Here is a 24,459-nt window from a genome sequence, read left to right as displayed (position 1 = left end):
CCTCCCTCAGAGTGCCGCGAACGCGTTGTTTTCGAAGCCGCGGACGGCTTCGGCGGTCGCGGTCCGGCACAGGTCGTCGAGAGCGGGTTTGCTCGCCGCGATCCGCGTTACGGTGACGGAACGGGGGCCATAGACCGGGTTCGGATCCAGCGGGTGCGGGCAATTGGAGAAGCCGACGATCATGTCCATCTCGGCCCGAAGATCGACGTAGTCGCCATCGCCGACCAGATCAGCCTTCCACTCGAACTTGCCATCCGCATCGACGCGAACCGGCGCGAAGAGCGCGAGTGCTGCCGGAATATCGCGCTTGTCCAGCCCCGCCTTGGTGGCAACGAGCACGAAATTCTCCCGTGTATTGCGCAGCGTCGCGCCATTGGCTCCGGCATACTTCTTTGCGTTCGACGCGGCGGTCGACCCACCCATCAGGCAGTCATGGGCCCCCGAGCTGTCCTCGACGATGGAGAACATCACTTTCCCCATATCGGAGAAGATCACACGGCCTTTTCCGAGACCCGTGGTCCACTGCACCTTGACCGTATCCGGGAGGTTCATCCGTTCGCTCGGGTCGAGCGCATTCCACGCAACCAGCGAAACGGTTGAAAATCCCTCGTCCAGCGAGACCCGCAGCACTTCGTTGGCCTTCACTCGAGTCCACCAGTACCAGCCGCCAGGGATTCTCTCCTGATGCACGATCTTATGATCGGCAACGGCAGGCGCAGGCTTTGCGCTTCTGCCCGGAAGTGACTTGGGCGCAAATTCCAGGCCTTTTTTCTGATGCTCCTCGTAGCGCGCGCGGTTCGCGGCGATTTCCTCGGCTGAGCGGCGGATATGCATTTCTGTATCTCCATTGGACGTCTTGCCCGGGTCGTCCCGGCTACTGACCCTTGTGGGAAACCGGGCCGTCCCGGTCGGGTCTGATGAGGGATGCCTGGCCGGCCGTGCGGGGTGGCCAGATGGCGATGTCGCGGGTGATGGTGGCCCCATACCGAAGCTTTTCCTCCGGACGGTCGCGCGGGCGCTCGAAGGCGACAACCCGGGTGGCGAGGGTGAACGCCTCACGCATGTCGTGGGTTACCATGACGACCGTCATCGGATTGGCATGCCAGAGGGAGCGCATAAGCGTGTGGATTTCCGCCCGAATGCCGGGGTCAAGCGCACCGAACGGCTCGTCGAGCAGCAAGACCTTCGGCTTCATGATGAGCGCCTGGGCAAGAGCGAGGCGCTGTTGCATGCCGCCGGAAAGCTGGGCGGGATACTTGCTTTCCGACCCGGACAGGCCAACGGCCGCGATCATTTCCCGCGCTTCATCGATGGCTGCCTTTCTCGCGGCGCCAAACAGCCTCCCGGTCAGGGGTGCCGAGAGCATCTCCCTGCCGAGCACCACGTTTCCGAGCACCGTCAGGTGCGGAAAGACGGAATAGCGCTGAAAGACGACGCCTCGATCGGGGCCCGGCTCCTGCGGAAGGGGCAGGCCATCGATCGTGATCTCGCCGCGCGTCGGACGTTCCTGGCCTAACAGCATGCGCAGGAACGTCGTCTTTCCGCAGCCCGATGGTCCCACCAGCGCAACGAAGGCACGGGATTCGATGTCGATCGAGACATCCTCCAGAACGATCTGGTCGCCATATTCCTTCCAGACCCGTTTCACCGCCAGTGCGCTCATTTCTGCGCCTCCAGCTCGGACCACGGGAAGAGGGAGACACGCAGCCGGTCGAGCAGCCAATCGGCGAGCACGGCGAGGAGCGTGATCCAGAGCACGTAGGGGAAGATGACATCCATCGAGAGGTAGCGACGGACGAGGAAGATGCGGTAGCCGAGGCCGCTGTCCGAGGAGATTGCTTCCGCCGCGATGAGGAACAGCCAGGCTGGCCCGAGTTGCAGCCGGAGCGTGGTGATGAGCCTCGGCAGGATCTGGGGCAGGACGACGCGCAAGGCGATCTGCCAGGACGAGCCACCGAGTGTCTCGGCCTTGATGATCAATTCTCGCGGCAGGCCAGTGGCGGTCATTGCCAGATCGCGGACCATGATGGGTGTGACGCCGATAACGATCAGGGCGATCTTCGACGCTTCCCCGAGACCGGCGATGATGAAGAGGATCGGCAGCAGCGCGAGCGGCGGAACCATGGAAACGGCAGCCACATAGGGTGCCAGAAGCGACCGGAGATATGGGAGCATCCCGATGAGCATACCCAGCAGAAGCGCGATCACGGTGGCGATGCCAAGACCGGAGAACAGCCGCATCAGGCTCGCTGCCGTATCGACCCACAGGAGATAGTCGCCGGTCCTGATATCCGCGGTGAAGGCCATTCTATCGATGGCGTCGAGGAAACCGTCGAGACTTGGGAGAAGCTTGTCGGCTGGGTTCTCCGCCAGGCGCGCGGCCGATCCCATTGCATAGGCGATCAGCGTCAGCACAAACGGCGTGACGATCAGCGCCAGCCGGGCGCCATTGCTCGGGCGTGCATTGATCCAGCGCATATGCGGCTCCGGTCAGTGAGGGGGTGGGGACGCCGGAACCCTTTTGTGTCCGGCGTCCGGGAAGATCAGAGCGTGCCCTTGGCCGCCGCGTCCATGTAGGTCGTCGTAAAGCGGAACTTCACGTTGGCCTTGTCGCCGAGAACAGAACCGTCCGACATCTCGATCCCGATGACGTCAGCGGAAGGGGCTCCGCTGCCCAGCAGTCCCTTCTCGAACAGGAAGGACCGGACCAGATCCATTGTTTTCGGAAGATCCTGCGAAGCGGTGAAGGCAACGGCATCCGCCGGCTTGTCGAAAAGTTTGGTCGCCGACATCTGCGCCTCGAAGCCCGCGAGATCGGTGCCGGAAGCCTTGCCCATCTCTTCCCGTGCGGTCTTTCCTTCGGCGCTGTCGGCGGTCATGACGGCCATCGTGTCGTACCAGATGCCGGCCAGGGCCTTTCCGAAGTCCGGATTATCCTTCAGCACGTCGCTGTTCGCGACCATAAGGTCGATGATCTCGCCCGGTATCTGCGAGCTGTCGAACACTTTTTTGGCCGTCGGGTTTTCAAGAATTGTCGAAACAAGCGGATTCCAGGTGACGACGGCGGTGACGTCACTTGTCTCGTAGGCAGCCACCATGTCCGCATCCGATGTATTGACCACTGTCACGTCCCGCTCGCTCGAGCCGATGCTCTCGAGAGCCCGCGCCAGCAGATAGTGGGACACCGAGAACTCGACCAGATTGACGGTCTGTCCCTTGACGTCCTCAAGCTTGTCCTTGTCTTTAAGGATCAGCGCATCGTTGCCGTTCGAGAAATCGCCGACGATCACAGCAGTGGTATCGACACCACCGGCCGCCGGGATCGAAAGCCCGTCCATGTTGGTGAGGGTCACCGCGTCGAAGGCGCCAGCGGTATACTGGTTCATCGACTCCACATAGTCGTTGAACTGGGTGACCTCGATCGTGATGCCGTACTTGTCGGCCCACTTCTTGACGATGCCATGCTCGGCTGCGTAACCCCATGGCATCCAGCCGACATAGATCGACCAGGCGACCTTGAAATCCTTCTTGGCCTCCGCCTGGGCAACGGTCGACATCCCCAGGGCTATCCCGGCCGAAAGGATACTGATCGACAGAAAACGCTTGAAAGTCTGCATATGAAATTCCCCTTTTTGCTCTTCTCAAAAAGGGATCGGCATGGACCATCGTGCCAATCCCTTGGCTTACGAGGTCTCCCGGGCTTTTGTCCCGCCGTGCACCCGGCCGGATATCTCCCCGGCCGGTAGCCGCTCTCGGACCAGCCACGCCTGACGGCGCCGGAACCCTAGCGGCTAACTCTGCCTCACTAGGAAGCAAGCCTCATGCCAAACTGAGGAAGGCAGTGAACTCTAGTGTTTTGCGGTACCGGCAGGCCCAGAGCTGCACAGTTTTGCAGCAGGTTTGCACGTCAACGGGCACCGCCGATCATGGCCATGGTGTCTTCATCCCGCCGGGCGCTCCAGGCATGTCGGGCGGCCTAATCGCAGCAGCTCCACACAAAGTGTCAATAAACCCCTTCAAACATGGCCCGATAAGTGTCAATATAAATTGACACTCCAAGAGAGGACGGTTTCCATGACACTGCCGTTTCCATTTGCAGCCATCGTTGGCCAGGAGGATATGAAGAACGCTCTGTTGATGGCGGCAGTTGAGCCGATGCTTGGCGGCGTGCTGATTTTTGGCGACCGCGGCACGGGCAAGTCGACCGCCGTACGCGCGCTGGCAGAGCTTCTTCCGAAAATCGAAACGCGCCAGGGCTGCCGCTACAACTGCCTGCCGGGAGAGCCACAGGAAGCCTGTCGCCATTGCCGAGGCGAAGGAAAACACAAGCCGCCCTCCATCAAGATCCGCACACCGATGGTCGACCTGCCGCTCGGTGCGACCGAGGACAGGGTGTGTGGTTCGCTGGACATAGAGAAGGCCCTCGTTGCCGGGGAAAAGGCCTTCGAGCCCGGTCTGCTCGCCGCTGCCAATCGCGGCTTTCTCTATATCGATGAAATCAACCTTCTCGAGGATCACCTCGTGGACCTCCTGCTCGATGCGGCAGCGTCGGGTGTCAATGTCGTCGAGCGTGAGGGACTGAGCGTTCGCCATTCCGCCCGTTTCGTTCTCGTCGGGAGCGGCAATCCTGAAGAGGGTGACCTCAGGCCACAGCTGCTGGATCGCTTCGGCCTCGCCGTCGATGTCCGAACCATCAACGACCTTTCGATGCGCATCGAAGTCATCCGACGCCGCGACGCCTATGAAACAGACCCCGCCGCCTTTGCCGCGGAATGGGGGAAACGCGAAGCCGCGATCCGAAATCGCGTCGTCGCGGCCAGAAAGATGCTTCGGCAGGTAGAAATCCCGGAAGCTGTCCTGTCGCGGATGTCGCAGCTGTGCATGCGGCTCGGCATCGATGGAATGCGCGGTGAACTGACCTTGATGCGCGCCGGTCGCGCTGCCGCAGCGCTGGACGGCCGCTCGGCGATCACCTGGGCGGATGTCGAGGCGATCGCACCGATGGTTCTCTGCCACCGATTGCGCCGCGATCCATTGGACGACGCAGGAAGCACGCCGAGAATTGAGCGGGCACTGGCCTCCCTCGAAAGCGGATACGCTCATGCGTGACGTCGGCGCCGAGGACGGTCTTCATGAAGCCATGCTTCGGCATAGCGAAGACCGATGGCGCGACGCCCTTCTGGCGGCCGAGATTTTTGCGGTCGGCGGTCACGATCTTGGCGGCCTATGGCTGACGGCGCGCGCCGGCGGTGTCCGCGATCGCTTTCTCGATCACTTGCGATCGCTCATGCGGGATAGCATCCCGTTCCTGCGCCTTCCCGTTGGCGCTTCCGCAAGCATGCTGTGCGGCCACCTCGATCTTGCTGCAACGACGAGACAGGGCCGACTGGTCTGGGATCGCGGCATCCTGGCCGCGGCCAACGACGGTGTTCTGATCGTTCCGATGGCTGAACGCCTGGAGGCCGGGCCAGCCGCGATCATTGCCGAAGCGATGGACACCGGGTTTTGCCCGACCCTTCGCGTGACCCATGACAATGATGCACCGGTTCCTGCATCGTTCGCGATTGTGGCGCTCGATGAAGCGGCGGAACCGGAAGAGCGGCCACCCGCGGCGTTGGCTGATCGTCTTGGCCTGCATGTGAACCTCGACGGCATAACCTGGCGGACCGTTTTGGAGACGCCGCCGATCGACGGAAACTGGCTGTCCGACGATTGGCGAGTCGTGACGGTCAGCGATGATCTGGCGGGGCAACTTTCCGCGATCGCCGTTTCCGCCGGCCACGCCTCGTTACGAACGCTCCTGCACCTGCTGAAGACCAGCCGCATCCTCGCCGCGAAAGCCGGGCGCAACGAGGTCAATGCCAAGGATGGACTGGTTGCATTGAGGCTTTGCCTCGGTATCCGACTGGTTGAGAGCGAAGGACGCAGCGAGATCGAACCCCCAGGCAGCGAGCACACGCCAGATCAGGCGGCAGGCAATGCCGATTCGACAGCACCTCATGAGACCGAGCGCGAACCTCCGGCGGCCGCACTCGATAGCCTGACGGAAGTGCTGGCGGCGGTGGAACGCGGAACGATCGAGGGCCTGTCTCTTGCCAGTGTCGCGCGCCCGACCCGAAATGGCAATCGCGCCGGCAAGGCCGGAAGCCGATCGAAGAATGCGCGGCGCGGCCGACCTTACGGGGAAAGCCGCAACCAGCCCTATCCGGATGCAAGACCTGATATCGTCGGCACGCTGAGGGCAGCAGCGCCTTGGCAGGTGATCCGGGCTCATCTTCTGAACCAAGGATCAAGACATGAGGACGGGGCCGAGCTGAAAGACGCAGGGCTGCCCAGGAGATTGCTGATCCGCAAGGAGGATTTTCGCTACCGGCGGCGGCAACACCATAACCCCTCGACAGCGATCTTCGTCGTCGACGCCTCGGGCTCGACGGCGCTTGAACGGCTGGGCGAAACAAAGGGGGCGATCGAGCAGCTGCTCGCCAGATGCTACATCCGACGCGACGAGGTGGCGCTGATCGCCTTTCGTGGAACAAGCGCGGAGATCGTCATGCCACCGACACGCTCGCTGGTTGCCGCCAAGCGCAAGCTCGCGGCCCTGCCAGGCGGCGGTCCTACGCCGCTTGCCTCCGGTCTTGAAAAGGGGTTGGGGCTTGCTCTCGCGGAACGACGGCGGGGCAACACGCCTGTACTGGTCGTCATGACCGACGGCAGCGGTAACGTCGCGCTTGACGGCACGCCCGACAGATTGCTCGCTTCGCGGCAGACCGGGCACCTCGCAGGTCTTTGCCGGACGGAGGGAATACCGTCGATCTGTATCGACATCGCTCGACGACCGCGTGAAAGCGTCACGCTTCTGGCGGGACAGCTCGGTGCCGAATTGCATATTCTACGCCAGGCGGATTCGGCCCGGATGTCCGGTCTCGTGAATGCCTCGATGGAGGCGGCACGGACATGACGATCAGTGAGACATGGCTGGACTGGGAGCGGGACGGACGGGACTGGCCGAACCACTCGGCCAGCCGGTTCGTCGAGGCTGCTGGCTTCAGGTGGCACGTACAGATGATGGGTCCGACGGAAAATCCCGGCCTTCTCCTCCTGCATGGCACCGGCGCATCGACCCATTCCTGGCGGCACGTCTTGCCACGCCTGGCAGAGCGTTATCGTGTCGTTGCGGTCGATCTGCCCTGCCATGGCTTTACCCGTCCTTACGCCACCGCCGATCTTTCCCTTCCCGGCATGACGCGCTCGCTCACAGCGCTGCTCACCACTCTCGCCTTTAAACCCGCCGCGGTTATCGGCCATTCCGCGGGCGCAGCGATAGCCGTGTCGCTCGCAACGACGACGCGGTCCGACACACAGCCAACTGTCGTCGGGATCAACGGCGCCTTCCTTCCCATCCGCGGCGACCGGTTGTTTTCCCCCATGGCAAAACTGCTATTTGCCAATCCGTTTTCAGCCTCGATGTTCTCGCTGCTCGCACGCAGCACGCCCCTCGGCGGCAACCTTCTGTCGGCAACGGGTTCCCAGATAGACGCCTTCGGCGCCGCACTCTACCGGCGGCTTCTCGCATCCCCTGGCCATGTACGCGGAGCACTCGGCATGATGGCCGCATGGGACCTGACCCGTTTTGACGGAATGCTGCAAGAGCTCTCGGCACCGGCGACGTTGATTGCCAGCAGGGACGACCCGATGGTTCCGATCCGCAATTCGGAGCATGCGGCCAAAATCGCAAGAAACGCGCGGCTCGCCATATCGGATCATGGCGGTCATCTGCTGCATGAGCGCGATCCCGGCTTCGTATGCCAGGTGATCTTGGATGCCGTGGAACCGCGACGATGCCAAGGGGTCGATGCAGCATGAATGTCGCAGAACGCTTTCCACGACCGGACTCAATAAACCACGACCCGTCGCGGCCGCACGCGGTGGTAATAGGCGCCGGGGTCGGCGGTCTTTCGTCTGGCGCGCTTCTGGCCGCGCGCGGCTACCGCGTCACGATCTTCGATCCGCTCGACGCACCCGGCGGACGCGCCTACGCCCACCGTCAGGATGGCTTCGTCTTTGATGCCGGGCCCACGATCATTACAGCACCCTGGCTGTTCGAAGAGCTTTGGCGCGATTGCGGCGGCCGGATGCAGGACGATGTCGAACTCAGGGCCTGCGATCCATTCTACCGAATCCGGTTCGACGACGGCACCTGGTTTGACTATTCCGGCGACAAGGCCGCGATGGAAGCGGAGGTAGCCCGCTTCGAACCTCGCGATGTTGCCGGCTATCGTGGCTTCATGGACGAAAGCCGCAGGATCTACGAGGTCGCCTTCGAACAATTGGCCGACCAGCCTTTCCACAGCCTCGCCTTTACGGCGCGAACGCTTGCGGGTCTCGTGAGGCTGGGCGGGTATCGTTCGGTCTACTCGGTTGTCGCCCGGCATTTCCGCAACGAAAAGCTCAGGACGATCTTCTCCTTTCATCCATTGCTGATCGGCGGCAATCCCTTTTCGGCCACCTCCTTCTACTGCCTGATTGCCCATCTGGAGAGCCGCTATGGCGTGCACTATGCCATGAGCGGGACCAATGCCCTGGTCGACGGCATAGCCAATCTCGTGCGGCGAAACGGAGGTACGATCCGGCTCGGCGAAAGTGTCGAGACGATTGTGACCGAGGGACGGCGGGCGACCGCAGTCCGGCTTTCCTCCGGCGAAACCGTGGCGGCGGATATCGTGGTCTCCAACGCGGACCCGGCCACCCTCTACGCCAAGATGCTCAAGGATCATCCGCGCCGCCGCTGGACCGACGCCAAGATCGGCCGCGGAGATTACTCCATGGGCCTTTTCGTCTGGTATTTCGGAACCGACAGGCGTTACGATGATGTCTATCACCATACGATGCTGTTCGGGCCGCGCTATCGCCCGCTGCTGAGCGACATATTCCACCGCCAGCACCTTGCCGAAGACTTCAGCCTCTACCTGCACCGGCCGAGCGCGGTCGATCCGACGGTCGCGCCCGATGGATGCGATGCGTTCTATGTGCTCAGCCCCGTTCCCAATCTTGGCGGTTCGACCAACTGGGACGAGATGGCCGAAGTATACCGGAGGCGGATCGAGAAGCGTCTGGAAAACACGGTGCTGCCAAACCTGAGCAAGCACATCGTCACGTCGCGGATAGCCACGCCGATTGATTTCCGTGACAGGCTGCAGTCATGGCAGGGCGCTGCCTTCGCTCTCGAGCCCAAGCTTCTTCAGAGCGCGTGGTTCAGGCCGCACAACCGCAGTGAGGAACTCGACAACCTCTATCTCTGCGGTGCCGGCACCCATCCCGGCGCTGGCCTGCCCGGCGTTGTCTCGTCGGCCCGCATCGTGTCCGAGCTTGTGCCGGATCCATCCGCATACGTTGGCCGAGCCCCCTCGAGGATAAGCTGATGACCGAGACGGCATTTGGAATGGCGGCGACCGAGCGCGATGATGAGGCCTTGGCGCGGCCTTTCCGCAGTCGATCAGCCATTCTGAATTATGGCTTCACAGGCGACGAGACCGATCTGCAGTCGTGCACCGCGTCGATCCGGCGCGGGTCGAAATCATTCCATATCGCCTCGCTCATCTTGCCGCGCCAGACGCGGCGGGCTGCGCATGCGCTCTACGCCTTCTGTCGTCATTCGGACGACATCATCGACGACACGGGGCGCAGGCCCGATGCGCTGAAGCGGCTGCGTCAGCGGCTTGACCACATCTATGAGGGTAGGCCCTCTGATCACGCCTGCGATCGGGCCTTTGCCCGCCTCGTGCACGACCATCGCATCCCGAAGGGCATACCGGCGGCGCTCCTGGACGGGTTTGCCATGGATGTAGAGGACCGGCATTACCGAACGATCGAAGAGGTGAAGGACTATGCGGCTGGCGTCGCCGCGACCGTCGGACTGATGATGTCGCTCGTCATGGGCGCCAAGGATAGTTGGACATTGGCAAGGGCGGCCGATCTGGGCCTTGCCATGCAACTGACCAACATTGCCCGCGATGTTGGCGAGGATGCCCGCAACGGCCGGCTCTACCTGCCGCTGGAATGGCTGGACGAGGTGGGTCTGCATGCCGATGCCTTCTTGCGCGCACCCTGTTTTTCTCGCCAACTGGCCGAGGTTATAAAGCGATTGCTCGCCGAAGCCGACCGCCACTATGCCCTTGCCCACGCAGGAATCGAGCACCTGCCCGTTGACTGCCGCCACGCGATCCGGACTGCCGCCCTGATCTATCAGGACATCGGCCGCACCATCGTGGCAAACGGCTATGACACGGTCTCGTCTCGGGCACGGACAACGCTGCCGCGCAAGCTCATCCTGATGATGAAAGCTGCAAGACCGATAGCGCTTGCCGCTACGGACACGAACGCGTCGACAATCGATGCGAGCGTCGCGCGGCTCGTCGCTATGGCCGCCGATGCAGCCGCTCCGTCCCAAGGGGGGCAGAGGTCATCGCCAAATGCCTCAGCGAGAGTGGAACGGTTCACCTCGATCATGATCGAGCTCCAGAGACGAAGTCGCGAGGATCGCAGATTGCGCCGTCTTGAGCGATGGGAAAGGGCGGGTCGACTTGCTTGAGAATCATTACGGCCTCGTCGAAGCGGCCTTCGTCTTCGGCCTGGCCATCGCCTTCTACATCTGGCAGATGCGCGACCTTCGCAAATACGATCGCGAGGACAAGACACCTCAAGGAAAAGACCCCGGCAAGGATGAAGGCGCCTAGCGCCCTGTCCGGCGCGGCATGCGGAACGGCAGCATCAGCCGGACCAGGGGATTTCCAAGCCTCACGCAATCGAGCGTTTCATGCACCATGTGCAGCCTCCTGCCATTCACCACCGTGTCGACGATCGACCGCATGTAAAACGGCGAATCTTCAAGTCGACGTGTGATCACGGCACTCCTGTCATCATCGCATGGAACACCGCAACGCACGCCCCAGAATCCCCTCGGCAGATTGCGGCGGTGCGGCATCCCGATCCGGCGCAGTTCCTGCCCGTCCGTTTGAAGCGCAAGTCGCTTCCGTCCGCCGCCGCGCAACAGCGCATCATAGAGAATGACGGTGTCGTCCTCTGGGCTTTCGCTGCCGCGCGCCCAGTCCCAGCCAATGAAATCCTCTTCGACAGGCCGATCGCCGAAGTTCATGTCATGATAAGCCCTGCCCCGCCATCCACCGCCAGGCAGAGCGGAACAGGCAATGGACGCGGACGCCTTGGCCATGCGCGGCGACCAGAAATGATGCCCGGCCTCGTCGAGCGAGAATACCTCCCCACATACGCTTTTGGACATGATGTCGATCGAGCCGGAGATCGGCGTTGGCCAAGCCCGCTGCCCCGGCCATGGCAGGGCCGTCTCGTTGAAGCGGATCGACAGCCGCCCATCTGCCATCTCCATGCTGCTGTCGCCGATTGTCAGGCGCTTCGCGTCCCGAGTCAGGCTCGTCACACCACGTTCCGTCATCGCCCAGAAATTTCGTCCGGGCGCATAGAGCGCGATGTTGAAAGCGACATGGTTCTCCGGGCGGCGGCGGCCGGACCAGTGGTAGTAAGGCGAAAACACCGAGCCTACGAAGGCGATGACCGTGAAGGCGAAGCGGCCGCAATCGCTGATCGCGTCGGCATACCACCAGTGATAGCCACCGGGCGGGACCGGCCGTGCGAAACCCTGTCCGCCAGCAGGCATTCCGCCGCGATCTTGCCCGAAAGGGCGGCCATCGGCACCCCCGGCCCGGGATGCACGCTGCCGCCCGCCAGGTACAGCCCCTTCAGGGGCGTATTCGCCGTCGGGCGCTGAAAGGAAGCCATCCACCCGTGCGATGCCATGCCGTAGAGTGCTCCGCCGGTTGCGGGATAGAGCCGATTGAACTGATCCGGCGCCGTCGTCGAGAGCTTCGCCGGGTCGAGATCTATCTGTAGCCCGTTCCGGGCCAGGCGACGTTCCATCGACGTCAGGCATTGTTCAACCTCTCTTTCGTCGTAACGTCGGCGATCGCCATCCGCCGGCATGTTCATGAGGAAGTAGAGACGCTCCGGACCGTTGTCGACGCGCGGATCATGCCTCCCGTCGGCGGATCGGTCCTGGGCACAGACGTAGACCGTAGGATCGGCCGGCCGCCTTTGGTGCCGGAAGATCGCGTTGAATTCCTGCTCGTAGTCATCTGCGAAGAAAACGGTGTGGTGGCGGAGCGGCACGCCTTGCGGCACGAGCGCGCCGCAAGCCACCAGCGCCGAAAGCGAGCGCTCGGGCGGAGTGCGAGGCTTTCCTATGCCGCCCGTCAGCTGCGGGAGCGCCGCCACATCGCCGTTATAGATGACGTGATGAGATGCCAGATGCCGTTGGCGATCGGTTATAACGCCAGTCACCGCCCGCCCAGATGCATCCCTCTCTATTCGCGCGACGCTTTCCCCGAAATGAAACGCCACGCCCAGATCGCTCGCGATCCGCATGAGACAAAGCGCTAAGGCATGTATCCCGCCATTGACGATCCAGACCCCCGCCTGTTCGACATGCGCCACCAGCATGAGTGTGGCCGGCGACAGGAAAGGCGAGGAGCCACAGTAGGTGGCGTAGCGGGCAAACAATTGCCTGAGGCGAATGTCGTTGAAGTAGCCTCCCAGTGCGGCCCAGAGAGACGAAAACGGTTTCAGCGCCAAAAGCGACGCTGGCCGATGAAGGCCGATACGGCTCGAAAGCGACAGCGGGTTTGGACGTGTCGCATCGATAAAGCTTCGCTCCAGCAACTGATAGACACGGGCGCTGTCATCAGCGAAACGGCTGAACCCCTCCGCCTCGCGCATGCCCGCGAAATCTGCGATGGCGCGACGGCATTCCGCGCGATCGGAAAAGAGATCGAGGCACTCCCCTCCCTGCCAGAAGTGGCGCGCAATGACGTCGGCACGCGCAAGGTCAAGTTCATCGCCGAGCGACGTGTCGCAGCGGGAAAGTAGATCGTCAAAAACCCATTTCATCGTCAGAACGGTGGGGCCAGCGTCAAATGTCCTCCCGGATGTTTTCACCTGCCGCAACTTCCCGCCCGGCGCATCGGAAGTCTCGACCACCACCACGCGAAGGCCGGCGCAGGCAAGGACCAGCGCGGCGGAAAGTCCGCCGATGCCGGCGCCGACGATGACAACCGTCTCCTCTGCATGGTCGGGCACGAACTGTCCTTCCAGATTGACATTCGAAATTCATGTGTCAATTTATCTTTACACATAGGATAGTCAACTTTCATTGACGATCCAGTTTGGGAGGAGGTTTCCCATGGATTTGCCCGAGCGTATTGAAGCCGGAATGCAATTGTCGCTTCGCTTTGCCACGGCGAATGGATGCCCGCCGCTTTTTGCCAAAGCCATTCGCCACGCGGTCTTTCCGGGAGGCGCTCGCATCAGGCCAAAGCTCTGCCTCGCTGTTGCTACCGCCTGCGGCGACAGCGATCCGCAAGCGGCCGACGCCGCCGCCACCGCGATCGAGCTTCTGCACTGCGCATCCCTGGTTCACGACGACATGCCCTGCTTCGACAACGCCGCCACCCGACGCGGACAAGCCTCGGTGCATGCGGAATTCGGGGAAGAAATCGCACTTCTGGTCGGCGACGGTCTGATCGTGGCGGCCTTCGAAACGGTCGCGCGCGAGACCATGCACGCACCCCGACTGACCGCGCCCCTCATCGCCACGATTGCCAAAGCGGTTGGGTCGCCTTACGGACTGGTCGCCGGGCAGGCCTGGGAAAGCGAAGCCGAGATCAATATCGATCAGTATCATCGTGCCAAGACGGCCTCGCTCTTCGCTGGTGCCGTTTCGACAGGAGCCTTGGCATCTGGCGGAAGCCCCCAGGATTGGCTGCCATTGGCCGACGCACTGGGCTCTGCGTATCAGGTGGCCGACGACCTCTATGATGTGATCGGCGAGGGCGGCAGCATGGGCAAGCCGGTTGGCCAGGATGCCAGAAACGCAAAGCCGAACATCGCCATTCGCCTCGGAATCGAGGGCGCCTTGAAGCATCTGCGCACAATGGTCGACTCCGCTGCAGACAGCGTCCCGGACTGCCCCGGACGCGATGCATTCCGGGCGATGATCCGCAATGAGGCGACGCGATTGATGCCGAAGAAACTTGCCGCAAGCGCCGCCTAGGCGCGCCGATGGCAAACCCCGCCGGACAGGATAAAACCAGCATCTCGCAAAGGTGGCGAACGCGTAATCAGGAGGCGGCCTCGACGCATCAGCACGAAGCACTGCCGTTCGGCGCCCGCCTTCGCCTGTGGCGTAATCGGCTAATCGCCTCACGCGCCTTCAGACGAAATATCGCGCGTCTTCCGATACTGCGTCAGATATCCAATCGCAAAGCAAACGCGCTGTTCCGGCTGACAGGCGGCTTCATCTTTTCGCAGGTTCTGCTGACCGGCGTGAGGACCGGCCTCTATGACAGGCTGGTGGACAAGGCCCTCACGAGCGAAAGCCTCGCCACCGCCATGAACCTGCCTCACGACCGACTTCGCACCCTGCTGCGAGTCAATGCCGATCTCGGCATTGTCAGGGAGGTCGCAACCGATCTTTGGATTCTAGACGATGCCGGCGTCGTCGTCGCGGCCGACCGTGGCCTTGCCGCCATGATCCTTCATCACGAGATGCTTTACCGCGACCTGATCGAGCCCCAGCAATTGCTGACCCCGGACCACGAGGAGACGGAACTGCGGCGCTATTGGGCCTATGTGCGGGGCGCCGAACCGGGCAATCTCGACGCCGCCTCGACTGCCGACTATTCGACCTTGATGCGCGAAAGCCAGACGATGATGTCGGATTGCATCCTGGCCAGTTACGATTTTGGCCAGGTCCGCATCCTGCTCGACATTGGCGGCGGGGATGGCGCTTTCCTGGCGGCGGCTGCCGCCGCGCACCCTGAGCTCGATCTCAGGCTTTTCGATCTGCCGTCGGTCGCCGAGCGCGCGCGCCATCATCTTGCGACCTTGGGGCTGGCAGCGCGAAGCCGTGTTCATGGCGGCGACTTTGTGAAGGACGACATTCCCGCCGAGGCGGATTGCGTCACGCTCATTCGCGTGCTGTGCGATCACGATGACGCGCGCGTCGCTGCCATCCTGGGAAATCTGCACCGGTCGCTGCGGCCGAACACCAGAGTGATCGTTGCCGAAGCGATGGCGGGTTCCTCGGAGGGGGCCCGACTCTCCTCTGCCTATTTCAGCATCTATTTTCTCGCCATGGGGTCCGGGCGATGCCGTAGCGACCAGGAGATTTCCAAATTGCTGGCAAAGGCCGGGTTTGCGGCGATACGGACAATTTCATCACCAAACCCTTTGATCGCAACGCTTGTGACCGCTGTGCGGTAACACGATACGGGCCTAACCTGTCGAAGAGTGTAAATATTAATTGACAGTCAGATATGTCAAATTAAGATGACACATTAGGGATCAGGCGATCCTGTGCTGGGAGGCACGCCATGGACGCGTCAGCCGTCGTTTTCGAAAGACCCGGAGAAGTAGCCTTGCGGCAGCTGACACTCTGTGCGCCGGCCCAAGATGACGTGGTGGTCGAAACACTGGTCAGCGGCGTATCCACCGGCACCGAAAAGATGCTTTTCGAAGGCACGATGCCAGCCTTCCCCGGGATGGGTTACCCGCTGGTGCCGGGCTATGAATCGGTTGCCCGCGTCGTTGAGGCTGGCGCCGGGTCGCGGCTCAAGATTGGCACGAAGGTGTTTGTCCCCGGCTCAAGCTGTTTTCCCGACGCGGCAGGCCTGTTCGGCGCCACGGCTTCCCGCCTGGTGGTGCCGGCAAACCGGGTCTACGATGTGGGCGCACTTGATGAGGACGCCGTTCTTCTGGCGCTGGCAGCAACGGCGCATCATGCCGTCCGCCGCGCGAAGGGTGCGGTGGGCCTGGTCATCGGTCATGGCGTCCTGGGACGTCTGATCGCGCGGGTTGTAATGGCCCTCGGTCATCCGTCACCGGTCGTCTGGGAGATTGCGGCATCGCGCAGGGATTGCAGCGACGGCTACGCGGTCGTCGATCCGGCTGACGACACCGAAACACGCTATGATACGGCTATCGATGCCAGCGGCGACCCCGCAGTGATCGACCGGGTTGTCGCCCGGCTCAACCGGCCGGCCGAACTCGTCCTCGCAGGATTTTACGGAGACCGGATCAGCTGCGCATTCGCTCCGGCTTTCATGCGGGAACTCACGCTATCCATAGCCGCCGAATTTCGACCAGAAGACGTTGTTGCCGTGATCGATCTCGCCAACTCGGGTCGTCTCTCGCTCAAGGGTCTTGTGACCCATCGAGCATCTCCGGGCCAAGTGCCGCTCGCCTATCGGACCGCGTTCAACGATCCAAATTGCCTGAAAATGATCATCGACTGGAGGAAAGCCGCATGAGCCTCGACCTCGCACAGGACGGACTGGAGCGCCTGCAGGAGAACCTTCGCGAAGAAGCCGCCATCGAACCCGATGCGCCGGCAACTGGCAAGGTCACCAAGGAAACGCAGATCATCGCGATCTACGGCAAGGGCGGCATCGGCAAGAGCTTCACGCTCGCTAATCTCTCCTACATGCTGGCCCAGCTGGGCAAAAAGGTGTTGCTGATCGGCTGTGATCCGAAGAGCGACACGACATCGCTGCTTTTCGGCGGCCGCGCCTGCCCGACGATCATCCAGACGGCCTCGCGCCGCAAGGAAGCAGGCCAGGAGGTCTCGATCTCCGACGTCTGCTTCAAGCGCGACGGCGTCTTCGCGATGGAACTCGGTGGACCTGAAGTCGGCCGTGGCTGTGGTGGCCGCGGCATTATCCACGGCTTCGAGACGCTCGAGAAGCTTGGCTTCCACGACTGGGACTTCGACTACGTCCTCTTGGACTTCCTCGGTGATGTCGTCTGCGGTGGCTTCGGCCTGCCGATCGCCCGCGACATGTGCCAGAAGGTGGTCGTCGTCGGCTCCAACGATCTGCAATCGCTTTATGTCGCCAACAATGTCTGCTCGGCGGTCAAATACTTCCGTAACCTCGGCGGCAATGTCGGCGTCGCCGGCCTCGTCATCAACAAGGACGACGGCACCGGAGAGGCGCAGGCCTTCGCGGAAGCCGTCGGCATCCCGGTATTGGCCTCGATCCCGCAGCACGAGGATATCAGACGCAAAAGCGCCAACTACCAGATCATCGGAACCCACGACAGCCAATGGGGCCCCCTGTTCGAGGCGCTCTCCATCAATCTCGCTGAAGCCCCGCCAGTTCTCCCCCGACCGCTCGATCAAGACGGCCTTCTTGGCCTCTTCGACGCAAGCGAAACCGGCGCCGACTACAAGCTCCAGCCAGCCCTGCCGGAAGACATGTGCGCCGCGGGCGCCCTGACCCGGCCGTCGCTGGAAGTCGTCTACGACAACGTGTGAGAGCGAGACGAACAGATGGACGATCTTCGCAAGGAATTCGAGGCAGAAGAAACCGGCCGGTCCGCCACCGCCGGAACTGACACCGCGTTCTTTGCAGACGCCATGGCAGCCGATGCGTCCGGCATCGGCTGCCATGGCGGCGTCGAACTGTCCAAAGCCGCTGCGCGAGCGGCCGGCCAGGGCGACTTGATGGATCGCTTCGAGGCGGACTATCCCAAGGGACCGCACGACCAGCCGCAATCGATGTGCCCGGCATTTGGTTCCTTGCGCGTCGGTCTGCGCATGCGCCGCGTCGGCACCATCCTGTCGGGTTCAGCCTGCTGCGTCTACGGCCTGACCTTCACCTCGCATTTCTATGGTGCAAAGCGCTCGGTCGGCTACGTTCCGTTCAGCTCGGAGACGCTGGTCACCGGCAAGCTCTACGAGGACATCGTGGAGGCCGTGCATCAGATGGCCGACCCGGAAAAATATGATGCGGTAATCGTAACCAACCTCTGTGTTCCGACAGCATCGGGCGTCCCCCTGAAGATGCTGCCGCGCGAAATCGATGGCGTGCGTATCGTTGGCATCGACGTACCGGGCTTCGGCGTGCCCACCCATGCGGAGGCCAAGGATGTGCTGTCGGCCGCCATGCTGGCCTATGCCCGGCAGGAAGCGGAAGCCGGGCCCGTGCAGCGCCCCCGTGGCGGTCTGAAGGACAAGCCGACTGTGACCCTTGTCGGCGAGATGTTCCCGGCGGACCCGATCGTCATCGGGGGCATGCTGGAGCCGATGGGACTGGCGGTTGGGCCGACGGTTCCCGTGCGTGAGTGGCGCGATCTTTATGCGGCCCTCGACTGCGCGACGGTGGCCGCGATCCACCCGTTCTACACGGCGACCTTCCGCGAGTTTACTGCCGCCGGCCGCAGCATCGTCGGCTCGGCCCCGATCGGCCTGGACGGCACGGACGCCTGGCTCTCCGCCATAGGACGGAACTGTTCCGTGCCGCAGGCCCGCATCGACGCCACCCGCAACGCCATGCGCGCCGCAATCTCCGCCGGGCTTGCCGCAAACCGCATCAAAGGGCGCATTACTCTCTCCGGCTACGAAGGCTCCGAGCTCATTGTTGGACGACTGCTGGTCGAGCTTGGCGCCGATCTGCGCTATGTCGGCACCGCCTGTCCCCGGACCCCCTACAACGGTGAGGACGCCGACTGGCTCGAAGCCCGTGGCGTAACCCTCTGCTTCCGCGCCTCGCTCGAGCAGGACATCGCCGCCTTTGAGGAATTCCGCCCCGATCTGGCGATCGGCACGACGCCGGTCGTGCAGAAGGCCAAGGAGGCCGCGACACCGGCGCTCTACTTCACCAACCTGATTTCCGCTCGCCCGCTCATGGGACCGGCCGGTCCGGGCTCGCTGCCCTCGGTCATCAATGCCGCCATTGCAAACAAGGACCGGTTCATCGCGATGAACGCATTCTTCGAGGGTGTCGGCAGCGGAGACACCGCCGGTGTCTGGCAGGAGGTTCCCCAGGATCGCAGCGCCTACCGCAAGAAGTATGCAGCCAAGGTTAAGCAGTCCCGCAACGCCGTCGATAACGGAGATAGTGTCGGATGCTGATCCTCGACCACGATAGAGCCGGCGGCTACTGGGGCAGCGTCTATGCCTTCACGGCGATCAAGGGCCTGCAGGTCATCATCGATGGCCCGGTCGGCTGTGAAAACCTCCCGGTCACCTCGGTGCTGCATTACACCGACGCGCTTCCGCCACACGAACTGCCGATCGTCGTTTCCGGCCTGTCAGAGGATGAACTCGGCCAGCATGGAACCGAAGGCGCGATGAAACGGGCCCGCCTGGCCCTCGATCCGGACCTGCCGGCGGTCGTCGTCACCGGTTCGATCGCCGAAATGATCGGTGGCGGCGTGACGCCTGAGGGCTCCAACATCGTCCGCTTCCTGCCGCGCACCATCGACGAAGACCAGTGGCAGAGCGCGGACCGCGCGCTGAAGTGGCTCTGGACCGAATTTGGACCGAAGGGTGGCAAGGTTCCGGCGCCGCGCCGGCGCGCCGAGGGCGCAAAGCCCCGAGTCAACATCATCGGCCCGATCTACGGCACCTACAACATGCCCTCCGACCTCGCGGAGATTCGCCGCCTGGTGGAAGGCATCGGTGCCGAGATCAACATGATCTTCCCGTTGGGAAGTCATATTGAGGACGTGCGCAAGCTCGCCGACGCAGATGTAAACATCTGCCTCTACCGCGAATTTGGCCGCCTGCTCTGCGAGACGCTGGATCGCCCCTACTTGCAGGCACCAATCGGCATCCATTCGACGACCGCGTTCCTGCGCGAGCTCGGGGGTATGCTGGGGCTCGATCCGGAACCCTTCATCACCAGAGAAAAGCACACGACGCTGAAGCCGCTCTGGGATCTCTGGCGCTCCGTTACCCAGGACTTCTTCGCGACCGCGAGCTTCGCCATCGTCGCCAACGAGACTTATGTGCGCGGCGTGCGCAATTTCCTTGAGGAGGAAATGGGGCTTCCCTGCACCTTCGCGGTGCCCCGCAAGCCAGGCACGAAGACCGACAACGCAGCGGTCATCGACCTTGTCGGCAACAAGCCGCCGATGATCATGTTCGGCTCGTTCAACGAACGCATGTACATGGCCGAGCGCGGTGCCCGCGGCAAGTTTGTCCAGTTGTCCTACCCCGGCGCCATCGTGCGCCGCCATATCGGAACGCCGGTCATGGGCTATTCGGGCGCCGCCTGGCTCATACAGGAAGTCTGCAACGCACTCTTCGATATGCTTTTCGAGATCCTGCCGAAGGCAGGCGAGCTCGATGCAATAGAGCCTACGACGACGCGTCGAGCCGGCGAACTGCCGTGGTCGCTGGACGCCCAGTCACTGCTGGATCGGCGCATCAACGACGAACCCGTACTGGTCCGCATTTCCGCCGCCAAACGCCTTCGCGATGCCGCGGAGCGTGAGGCGCGCCGTGAGAACGCGTCCGAGGTCGAAACCCGGCATCTGGAACACGCGTCGCGAACGGCGACGGGAGCATACGCATGAAGACGACATTCACAGGCCCGTCCGGGGGACGGCAAGGAGGTGACAGCATGCTTCCCACCAATAAGTATTCGGCGCCATCGCACGCGCTGAGAGACAGGCAGTCGGAGCGCGCGCTGATGCGGCAACTGTTCCTGATCTCATATCCGCTTTGCCTGATCGCGGCGACGAGCCACCGGATCGCTCTCCATTTCACGGCGGGATCCACACGGCCGGAGCAGTCGGTCTTTGCTGAAGCCCGCTCGGCCGCCTACGCGGCTGTCGGTTACGCGTTCCACGCGTGACCTCCTGGTTTGCCGGTGTTCTCGACACCGGCAAAAAACCCGGTGATGCCGTTCGGGCGGCTTTGCCGGAACCCCGCCGCGGGGGTGCCGCGGCGTTCGAGACTAGGAGGTGAGTTTGATGGCTGAAACATCAAATGTTTCACTTTCGGGTCTGACCGAAAGCGAAGCTCGGGAGGTCCATGGGTTCTTCATCCAAGGCTTCATGATATTCACGGCGATTGCGATCGTCGCGCATATCCTGGTTTGGATGTGGCGTCCCTGGATTCCAGGGCCGGAAGGTTATGTCTCCCTGGAGAGCATCAACCAGACGGCCCAAGCGCTTCTGCCGATGCTGGCATAAGGAGAGCGCAACATGTGGAGAATCTGGCTCATGTTCGATCCGCGCAAGGCGCTGGTCGCACTGTCTGTATTCCTGTTCACGCTCGCAATCCTGATCCACTTCATCCTGTTGAGCACGGAGCGGTTCAACTGGCTCGAGGGCAAACCCCTCCGGACCAGTGCGATCGAGCACTCCATCTCATGGGACGCGGATCAGCTTGTCGGCTGAAGCTCGAACCGGCAGCGGGCGCGATCGGTTCAACGATCCCGCCCGCCGCCAATCTCTTACGCACGGACATCGCCAACCGGCTGACCACCCCTGGAGGATACGAAAATGGCGCTGCTGAGTTTTGAACGCAAATATCGCGTGCGAGGCGGAACGCTGATCGGCGGCGATCTGTTCGACTTCTGGGTCGGTCCCTTCTATGTCGGCTTCTTCGGCGTAACGACCGCCTTCTTTGCCTCTCTTGGCACGGCGCTCATCATATACGGCGCGGCGATTGGCCCAACATGGAACATCTGGCAGATCTCGATTGCTCCGCCTGACTTGTCCTACGGTCTCGCGCTCGCGCCCCTGAAGGAAGGCGGGCTCTGGCAGATCATCACGGTCTGTGCGCTGGGGGCCTTCATCTCCTGGGCCCTGAGAGAGGTGGAGATATGCCGCAAACTGGGTATCGGCTATCACGTGCCTTTCGCGTTCTCCTTCGCGATCCTCGCCTACACCACCCTTGTGGTCATACGCCCCCTGTTGCTTGGCGCCTGGGGCAACGGCTTTCCCTACGGCATTTTCAGTCACCTCGACTGGGTGTCGAATGTCGGCTACCAGTATCTCCACTTCCACTATAACCCGGCCCACATGATTGCCGTGTCGTTCTTCTTCACGACGACGCTGGCGCTGGCGCTGCACGGCGGCCTCATTCTCTCGGCGGCGAACCCGGGCGCGTCGATCGACGAAGCCGGCAAGCAGGCGGAGGTCAAGACGCCGGAGTATGAAGACACCTTCTTCCGCGACATCATCGGTTACTCGATCGGCACGCTCGGCATCCATCGGCTGGGCCTGATCCTTGCGCTCAACGCCGGGTTCTGGAGCGCCGTCTGTATCGTGATCAGCGGTCCCTTCTGGAACAAAGGCTGGCCCCAGTGGTGGAACTGGTGGCTCGAGCTACCGATCTGGAACTGAGGGGGACCGGACAATGTTCTTTGCACAGTATCAAAACATCATCACGCCGATACAGATCAGCGGACCGGCCGAAGAAGGCATGCCGCTACCGCGTGGCGACAGCCCGCGGACGGGAGAGCCATTCTTTGTCCGCTTGTTCGGGATGATCGGCAACGCGCAGATCGGCCCGATCTATCTCGGTTATCTCGGTACGCTGTCGCTGGTTTTCGGCTTCATCGGCTTCGAGATCATCGGCCTCAACATGTTGGCGTCCGTCGGCTGGGATCCGATCCAGTTCGTAAGGCAGCTCTTCTGGCTCGGGCTGGAACCACCACCGGCAAAATATGGACTGAAGGTTCTTCCGCCACTGGCCGAAGGCGGCTGGTGGCTGATGGCCGGCTTCTTCCTGACCCTGTCGGTTCTTCTCTGGTGGGTGCGCGTCTATCGTCGCGCGCGGCAGCTCGAACTCGGCACGCACGTCGCTTGGGCGTTTGCATCGGCAATCTGGCTCTTCCTTGTGCTCGGCTTCATCCGGCCGCTGCTGATGGGTAATTTTTCCGAAGCCGTGCCATTTGGCATCTTCCCGCACCTCGATTGGACGGCGGCGCTGTCGATCCGCTACGGCAACCTCTACTACAACCCGTTCCACTGCCTCTCGATCGTCTTTCTCTACGGCTCCGTACTGTTGTTCGCCATGCATGGCGCAACGATCCTCGCCGTTGGCAAATACGGCGGCGAGCGGGAGCTGGAGCAGATCACCGACCGCGGCACGGCATCGGAACGCGCGGCCCTCTTCTGGCGCTGGACCATGGGCTTTAACGCCACCATGGAATCCGTCCATCGCTGGGCCTGGTGGTTCGCCATCCTGACCCCGCTGACAGGTGGCATCGGCATCCTGCTCACCGGCACGGTCGTCGACAACTGGTACCTCTGGGGCGTCAACCATGGGCTCGTATCCCCACTTCCGACCTTGTGGCCGGATGTGGTCGATCCGGCGCTATAAGGGAGAAGGACAATGAGACTCTGGATTCCATTTGCCGCCTCCGCAGGAGCCTTGCTGACGATCGCGAGCTTCGTCGGCGCCGGCTGGGACGCGCCGCCGGTTGAAACCGTGCAGATCGGTTATCGCGGCACCGGCATGAACCATCATAGCGACATGGAAACGCAGGAGGCGCTGAAGCTTGCGAATGTCGTCCCCGCAGCGCCATGGGAAGCTGATCCAGCCGGTGACAGGGCCGGCGATATCTATGAGAACGTACAGGTCCTGCGGGATCTGTCCGATGACCAGTTCAACCAGTTCATGGCCTCGATCACCGAATGGATCGCGCCTGAAGCGGGATGCAACTACTGTCACAACCCCGAGAACCTGGCGTCCGATGAAGTCTACCAGAAGGTCGTCGCCCGCCGCATGATACAAATGACCCAGGCGGTCAACGTCGACTGGAATGCCCATGTCGGTCAGGTCGGCGTCACGTGCTATACATGCCACCGCGGCCAAGGGATTCCCGCCAACTATTGGTACGAAGACCAGGAACCGAAGCCGGCCGGCAACATGACCCAGAACCGTCAGGGACAGAATGTGGTCGCTCGCTTCGGCGGCAATTCATCGCTGCCGCAAAATGTCCTCAAGGACTATCTGCTCGGGGACGCTCAGATCCGTGTTCACTCCACGACCGCCCTTCCCACCGGAACCAATCTCGCCGGCACGAAGGAAACGGAAGCCACGTGGTCGCTGATGATGCACATGTCGGAATCTCTCGGTGTGAATTGCGTCACCTGCCACAATTCCCGTGCCTTCAATGACTGGGACCAGAGCCCGCCCCAGCGCGTCACCGCATGGCACGGTATCCGCATGGCGCGCGACATCAACGCCAACTACATGGTCGGACTGACGCCGGTCTTCCCGGATATCCGCAAGGGACCTCAAGGGGATGTCTTCAAGGTCGGTTGCGCTACCTGCCATGCCGGTGTGCAGAAACCGCTCTATGGCGTGTCCATGCTGAAGGACTATGTGGACTCGCTTGCGAAGAAGGGGCCGACGGACGTTCCCGATTTCACGACATACCAGCCGGGAACGACACAGCGGATGGCGCCGGCGCAGCAAAGCAGCGCAGTGCCGGCGGCAGCTCCCAACCAGCAGGCCGCAGCCGACCTGCCGGCCACCACCGACCCGGCGAACAACTGACGGCCTCCCAAGGCAGGCCGCACGAGGAAGGGGAGCTCTCGGGCTCCCCTTTCTTTTTACCAGGATATGTG

The 24,459-nt window shown here is 62.4% G+C and carries 24 protein-coding genes and 1 riboswitch; of the genes, 18 read left to right on the top strand and 6 right to left on the bottom strand.

All coding sequences use genetic code 11. The annotated features are described in order from the left end of the window. Window positions 1-6: 6 nt before the first annotated feature. The 4 genes from J5J09_RS18585 to J5J09_RS18570 form a co-directional block, all read right to left on the bottom strand. Window positions 7-834 carry an urea amidolyase associated protein UAAP1 gene (locus J5J09_RS18585; RefSeq protein WP_208553726.1) on the bottom strand — a complete coding sequence of 276 codons (828 nt, stop codon included), beginning with the start codon at window positions 832-834 and terminating at the stop codon, window positions 7-9. Window positions 835-874: 40 nt separating this feature from the next. Beyond that, on the bottom strand, window positions 875-1,663 hold the full coding sequence (locus J5J09_RS18580) for an ABC transporter ATP-binding protein (protein WP_208553725.1): 789 nt from the start codon (window positions 1,661-1,663) through the stop codon (window positions 875-877). Then, on the bottom strand, window positions 1,660-2,478 hold the full coding sequence (locus tag J5J09_RS18575; RefSeq protein WP_208553724.1) for an ABC transporter permease subunit: 819 nt from the start codon (window positions 2,476-2,478) through the stop codon (window positions 1,660-1,662). Before J5J09_RS18575 ends, J5J09_RS18580 begins: the two co-directional genes overlap by 4 nt. A gap of 65 nt (window positions 2,479-2,543) precedes the next feature. After that, on the bottom strand, window positions 2,544-3,617 hold the full coding sequence (locus J5J09_RS18570; protein WP_208553723.1) for a putative urea ABC transporter substrate-binding protein: 1,074 nt from the start codon (window positions 3,615-3,617) through the stop codon (window positions 2,544-2,546). 73 nt (window positions 3,618-3,690) lie between these two features. Further along, a riboswitch (guanidine-I (ykkC/yxkD leader) is annotated at window positions 3,691-3,799 on the bottom strand. 275 nt (window positions 3,800-4,074) lie between these two features. Here J5J09_RS18570 and bchI point away from each other — a divergent pair. The 6 genes from bchI to J5J09_RS18540 are packed head-to-tail and all read left to right on the top strand — an operon-like array spanning window position 4,075 to window position 10,733. Further along, window positions 4,075-5,109, top strand: coding sequence for a magnesium chelatase ATPase subunit I (gene bchI / locus J5J09_RS18565; RefSeq protein WP_208553722.1), 1,035 nt, complete (start codon window positions 4,075-4,077; stop codon window positions 5,107-5,109). Further along, a complete protein-coding gene (locus J5J09_RS18560; RefSeq protein ID WP_208553721.1) occupies window positions 5,102-6,958 on the top strand; it encodes a VWA domain-containing protein in 1,857 nt (618 codons plus the stop codon). Before bchI ends, J5J09_RS18560 begins: the two co-directional genes overlap by 8 nt. Continuing rightward, window positions 6,955-7,863: an alpha/beta fold hydrolase BchO gene (gene bchO, locus J5J09_RS18555; RefSeq protein ID WP_208553720.1), complete on the top strand. Its 909-nt coding sequence runs from the start codon at window positions 6,955-6,957 to the stop codon at window positions 7,861-7,863. The genes J5J09_RS18560 and bchO overlap by 4 nt, the downstream gene beginning before the upstream one ends. Continuing rightward, window positions 7,860-9,419 (top strand): phytoene desaturase, encoded by a 1,560-nt coding sequence (locus J5J09_RS18550; protein WP_208553719.1) that lies wholly within the window; start codon window positions 7,860-7,862, stop codon window positions 9,417-9,419. Before bchO ends, J5J09_RS18550 begins: the two co-directional genes overlap by 4 nt. Continuing rightward, entirely contained in the window at window positions 9,419-10,588 is a 1,170-nt protein-coding gene (locus tag J5J09_RS18545; protein WP_246746016.1) for a phytoene/squalene synthase family protein, read from the top strand. Before J5J09_RS18550 ends, J5J09_RS18545 begins: the two co-directional genes overlap by 1 nt. Then, window positions 10,581-10,733, top strand: coding sequence for a hypothetical protein (locus J5J09_RS18540; protein WP_208553718.1), 153 nt, complete (start codon window positions 10,581-10,583; stop codon window positions 10,731-10,733). The genes J5J09_RS18545 and J5J09_RS18540 overlap by 8 nt, the downstream gene beginning before the upstream one ends. Here the strand turns inward: J5J09_RS18540 and J5J09_RS18535 are convergent. After that, window positions 10,730-11,689 (bottom strand): carotenoid 1,2-hydratase, encoded by a 960-nt coding sequence (locus J5J09_RS18535; RefSeq protein WP_210388086.1) that lies wholly within the window; start codon window positions 11,687-11,689, stop codon window positions 10,730-10,732. The genes J5J09_RS18540 and J5J09_RS18535 overlap by 4 nt on opposite strands. Further along, window positions 11,572-13,164, bottom strand: coding sequence for a 1-hydroxycarotenoid 3,4-desaturase CrtD (crtD, locus tag J5J09_RS18530; protein ID WP_208553717.1), 1,593 nt, complete (start codon window positions 13,162-13,164; stop codon window positions 11,572-11,574). Before crtD ends, J5J09_RS18535 begins: the two co-directional genes overlap by 118 nt. A 103-nt stretch (window positions 13,165-13,267) precedes the next feature. Between crtD and J5J09_RS18525 the strand changes: the two genes are divergently transcribed. From J5J09_RS18525 to pufC, 12 genes are all read left to right on the top strand, one after another. Next, a complete protein-coding gene (locus J5J09_RS18525) occupies window positions 13,268-14,137 on the top strand; it encodes a polyprenyl synthetase family protein (protein WP_208553716.1) in 870 nt (289 codons plus the stop codon). Window positions 14,138-14,145: 8 nt separating this feature from the next. Then, complete coding sequence (locus J5J09_RS18520) at window positions 14,146-15,348, top strand: methyltransferase (RefSeq protein WP_208553715.1); 1,203 nt, start codon at window positions 14,146-14,148, stop codon at window positions 15,346-15,348. A 110-nt stretch (window positions 15,349-15,458) separates the two neighbouring features. Beyond that, on the top strand, window positions 15,459-16,394 hold the full coding sequence (bchC, locus tag J5J09_RS18515; protein ID WP_208553714.1) for a chlorophyll synthesis pathway protein BchC: 936 nt from the start codon (window positions 15,459-15,461) through the stop codon (window positions 16,392-16,394). Next, window positions 16,391-17,398: a chlorophyllide a reductase iron protein subunit X gene (locus J5J09_RS18510; protein ID WP_208553713.1), complete on the top strand. Its 1,008-nt coding sequence runs from the start codon at window positions 16,391-16,393 to the stop codon at window positions 17,396-17,398. Before bchC ends, J5J09_RS18510 begins: the two co-directional genes overlap by 4 nt. 102 nt (window positions 17,399-17,500) lie before the next feature. Further along, window positions 17,501-18,997 (top strand): chlorophyllide a reductase subunit Y, encoded by a 1,497-nt coding sequence (gene bchY, locus J5J09_RS18505; RefSeq protein ID WP_246746043.1) that lies wholly within the window; start codon window positions 17,501-17,503, stop codon window positions 18,995-18,997. Further along, window positions 18,991-20,445, top strand: coding sequence for a chlorophyllide a reductase subunit Z (gene bchZ, locus J5J09_RS18500; RefSeq protein ID WP_208553711.1), 1,455 nt, complete (start codon window positions 18,991-18,993; stop codon window positions 20,443-20,445). Before bchY ends, bchZ begins: the two co-directional genes overlap by 7 nt. A gap of 47 nt (window positions 20,446-20,492) precedes the next feature. Continuing rightward, window positions 20,493-20,726, top strand: a complete 234-nt coding sequence (locus tag J5J09_RS18495; protein WP_208553710.1) for a hypothetical protein — start codon at window positions 20,493-20,495, stop codon at window positions 20,724-20,726. A 118-nt stretch (window positions 20,727-20,844) separates the two neighbouring features. Further along, window positions 20,845-21,066 (top strand): light-harvesting antenna LH1, beta subunit, encoded by a 222-nt coding sequence (pufB, locus tag J5J09_RS18490; protein ID WP_208553709.1) that lies wholly within the window; start codon window positions 20,845-20,847, stop codon window positions 21,064-21,066. A gap of 12 nt (window positions 21,067-21,078) precedes the next feature. Then, window positions 21,079-21,273 carry a light-harvesting antenna LH1, alpha subunit gene (pufA, locus tag J5J09_RS18485; protein ID WP_208553708.1) on the top strand — a complete coding sequence of 65 codons (195 nt, stop codon included), beginning with the start codon at window positions 21,079-21,081 and terminating at the stop codon, window positions 21,271-21,273. Window positions 21,274-21,378: 105 nt separating this feature from the next. Continuing rightward, window positions 21,379-22,224: a photosynthetic reaction center subunit L gene (gene pufL / locus J5J09_RS18480; protein ID WP_208553707.1), complete on the top strand. Its 846-nt coding sequence runs from the start codon at window positions 21,379-21,381 to the stop codon at window positions 22,222-22,224. Between the two features lie 79 nt (window positions 22,225-22,303). Beyond that, window positions 22,304-23,206 (top strand): photosynthetic reaction center subunit M, encoded by a 903-nt coding sequence (pufM, locus tag J5J09_RS18475; RefSeq protein ID WP_246746042.1) that lies wholly within the window; start codon window positions 22,304-22,306, stop codon window positions 23,204-23,206. A 12-nt stretch (window positions 23,207-23,218) separates the two neighbouring features. Further along, entirely contained in the window at window positions 23,219-24,388 is a 1,170-nt protein-coding gene (gene pufC / locus J5J09_RS18470; RefSeq protein WP_208553705.1) for a photosynthetic reaction center cytochrome PufC, read from the top strand. The last annotated feature ends 71 nt before the right edge of the window (window positions 24,389-24,459 follow it).

This window comes from Ciceribacter sp. L1K22, from assembly GCF_017599385.1.
In the GTDB taxonomy this organism is placed as follows: Bacteria; Pseudomonadota; Alphaproteobacteria; order Rhizobiales; family Rhizobiaceae; genus Allorhizobium.
This window is presented reverse-complemented; position numbering and strand designations above follow the sequence as displayed.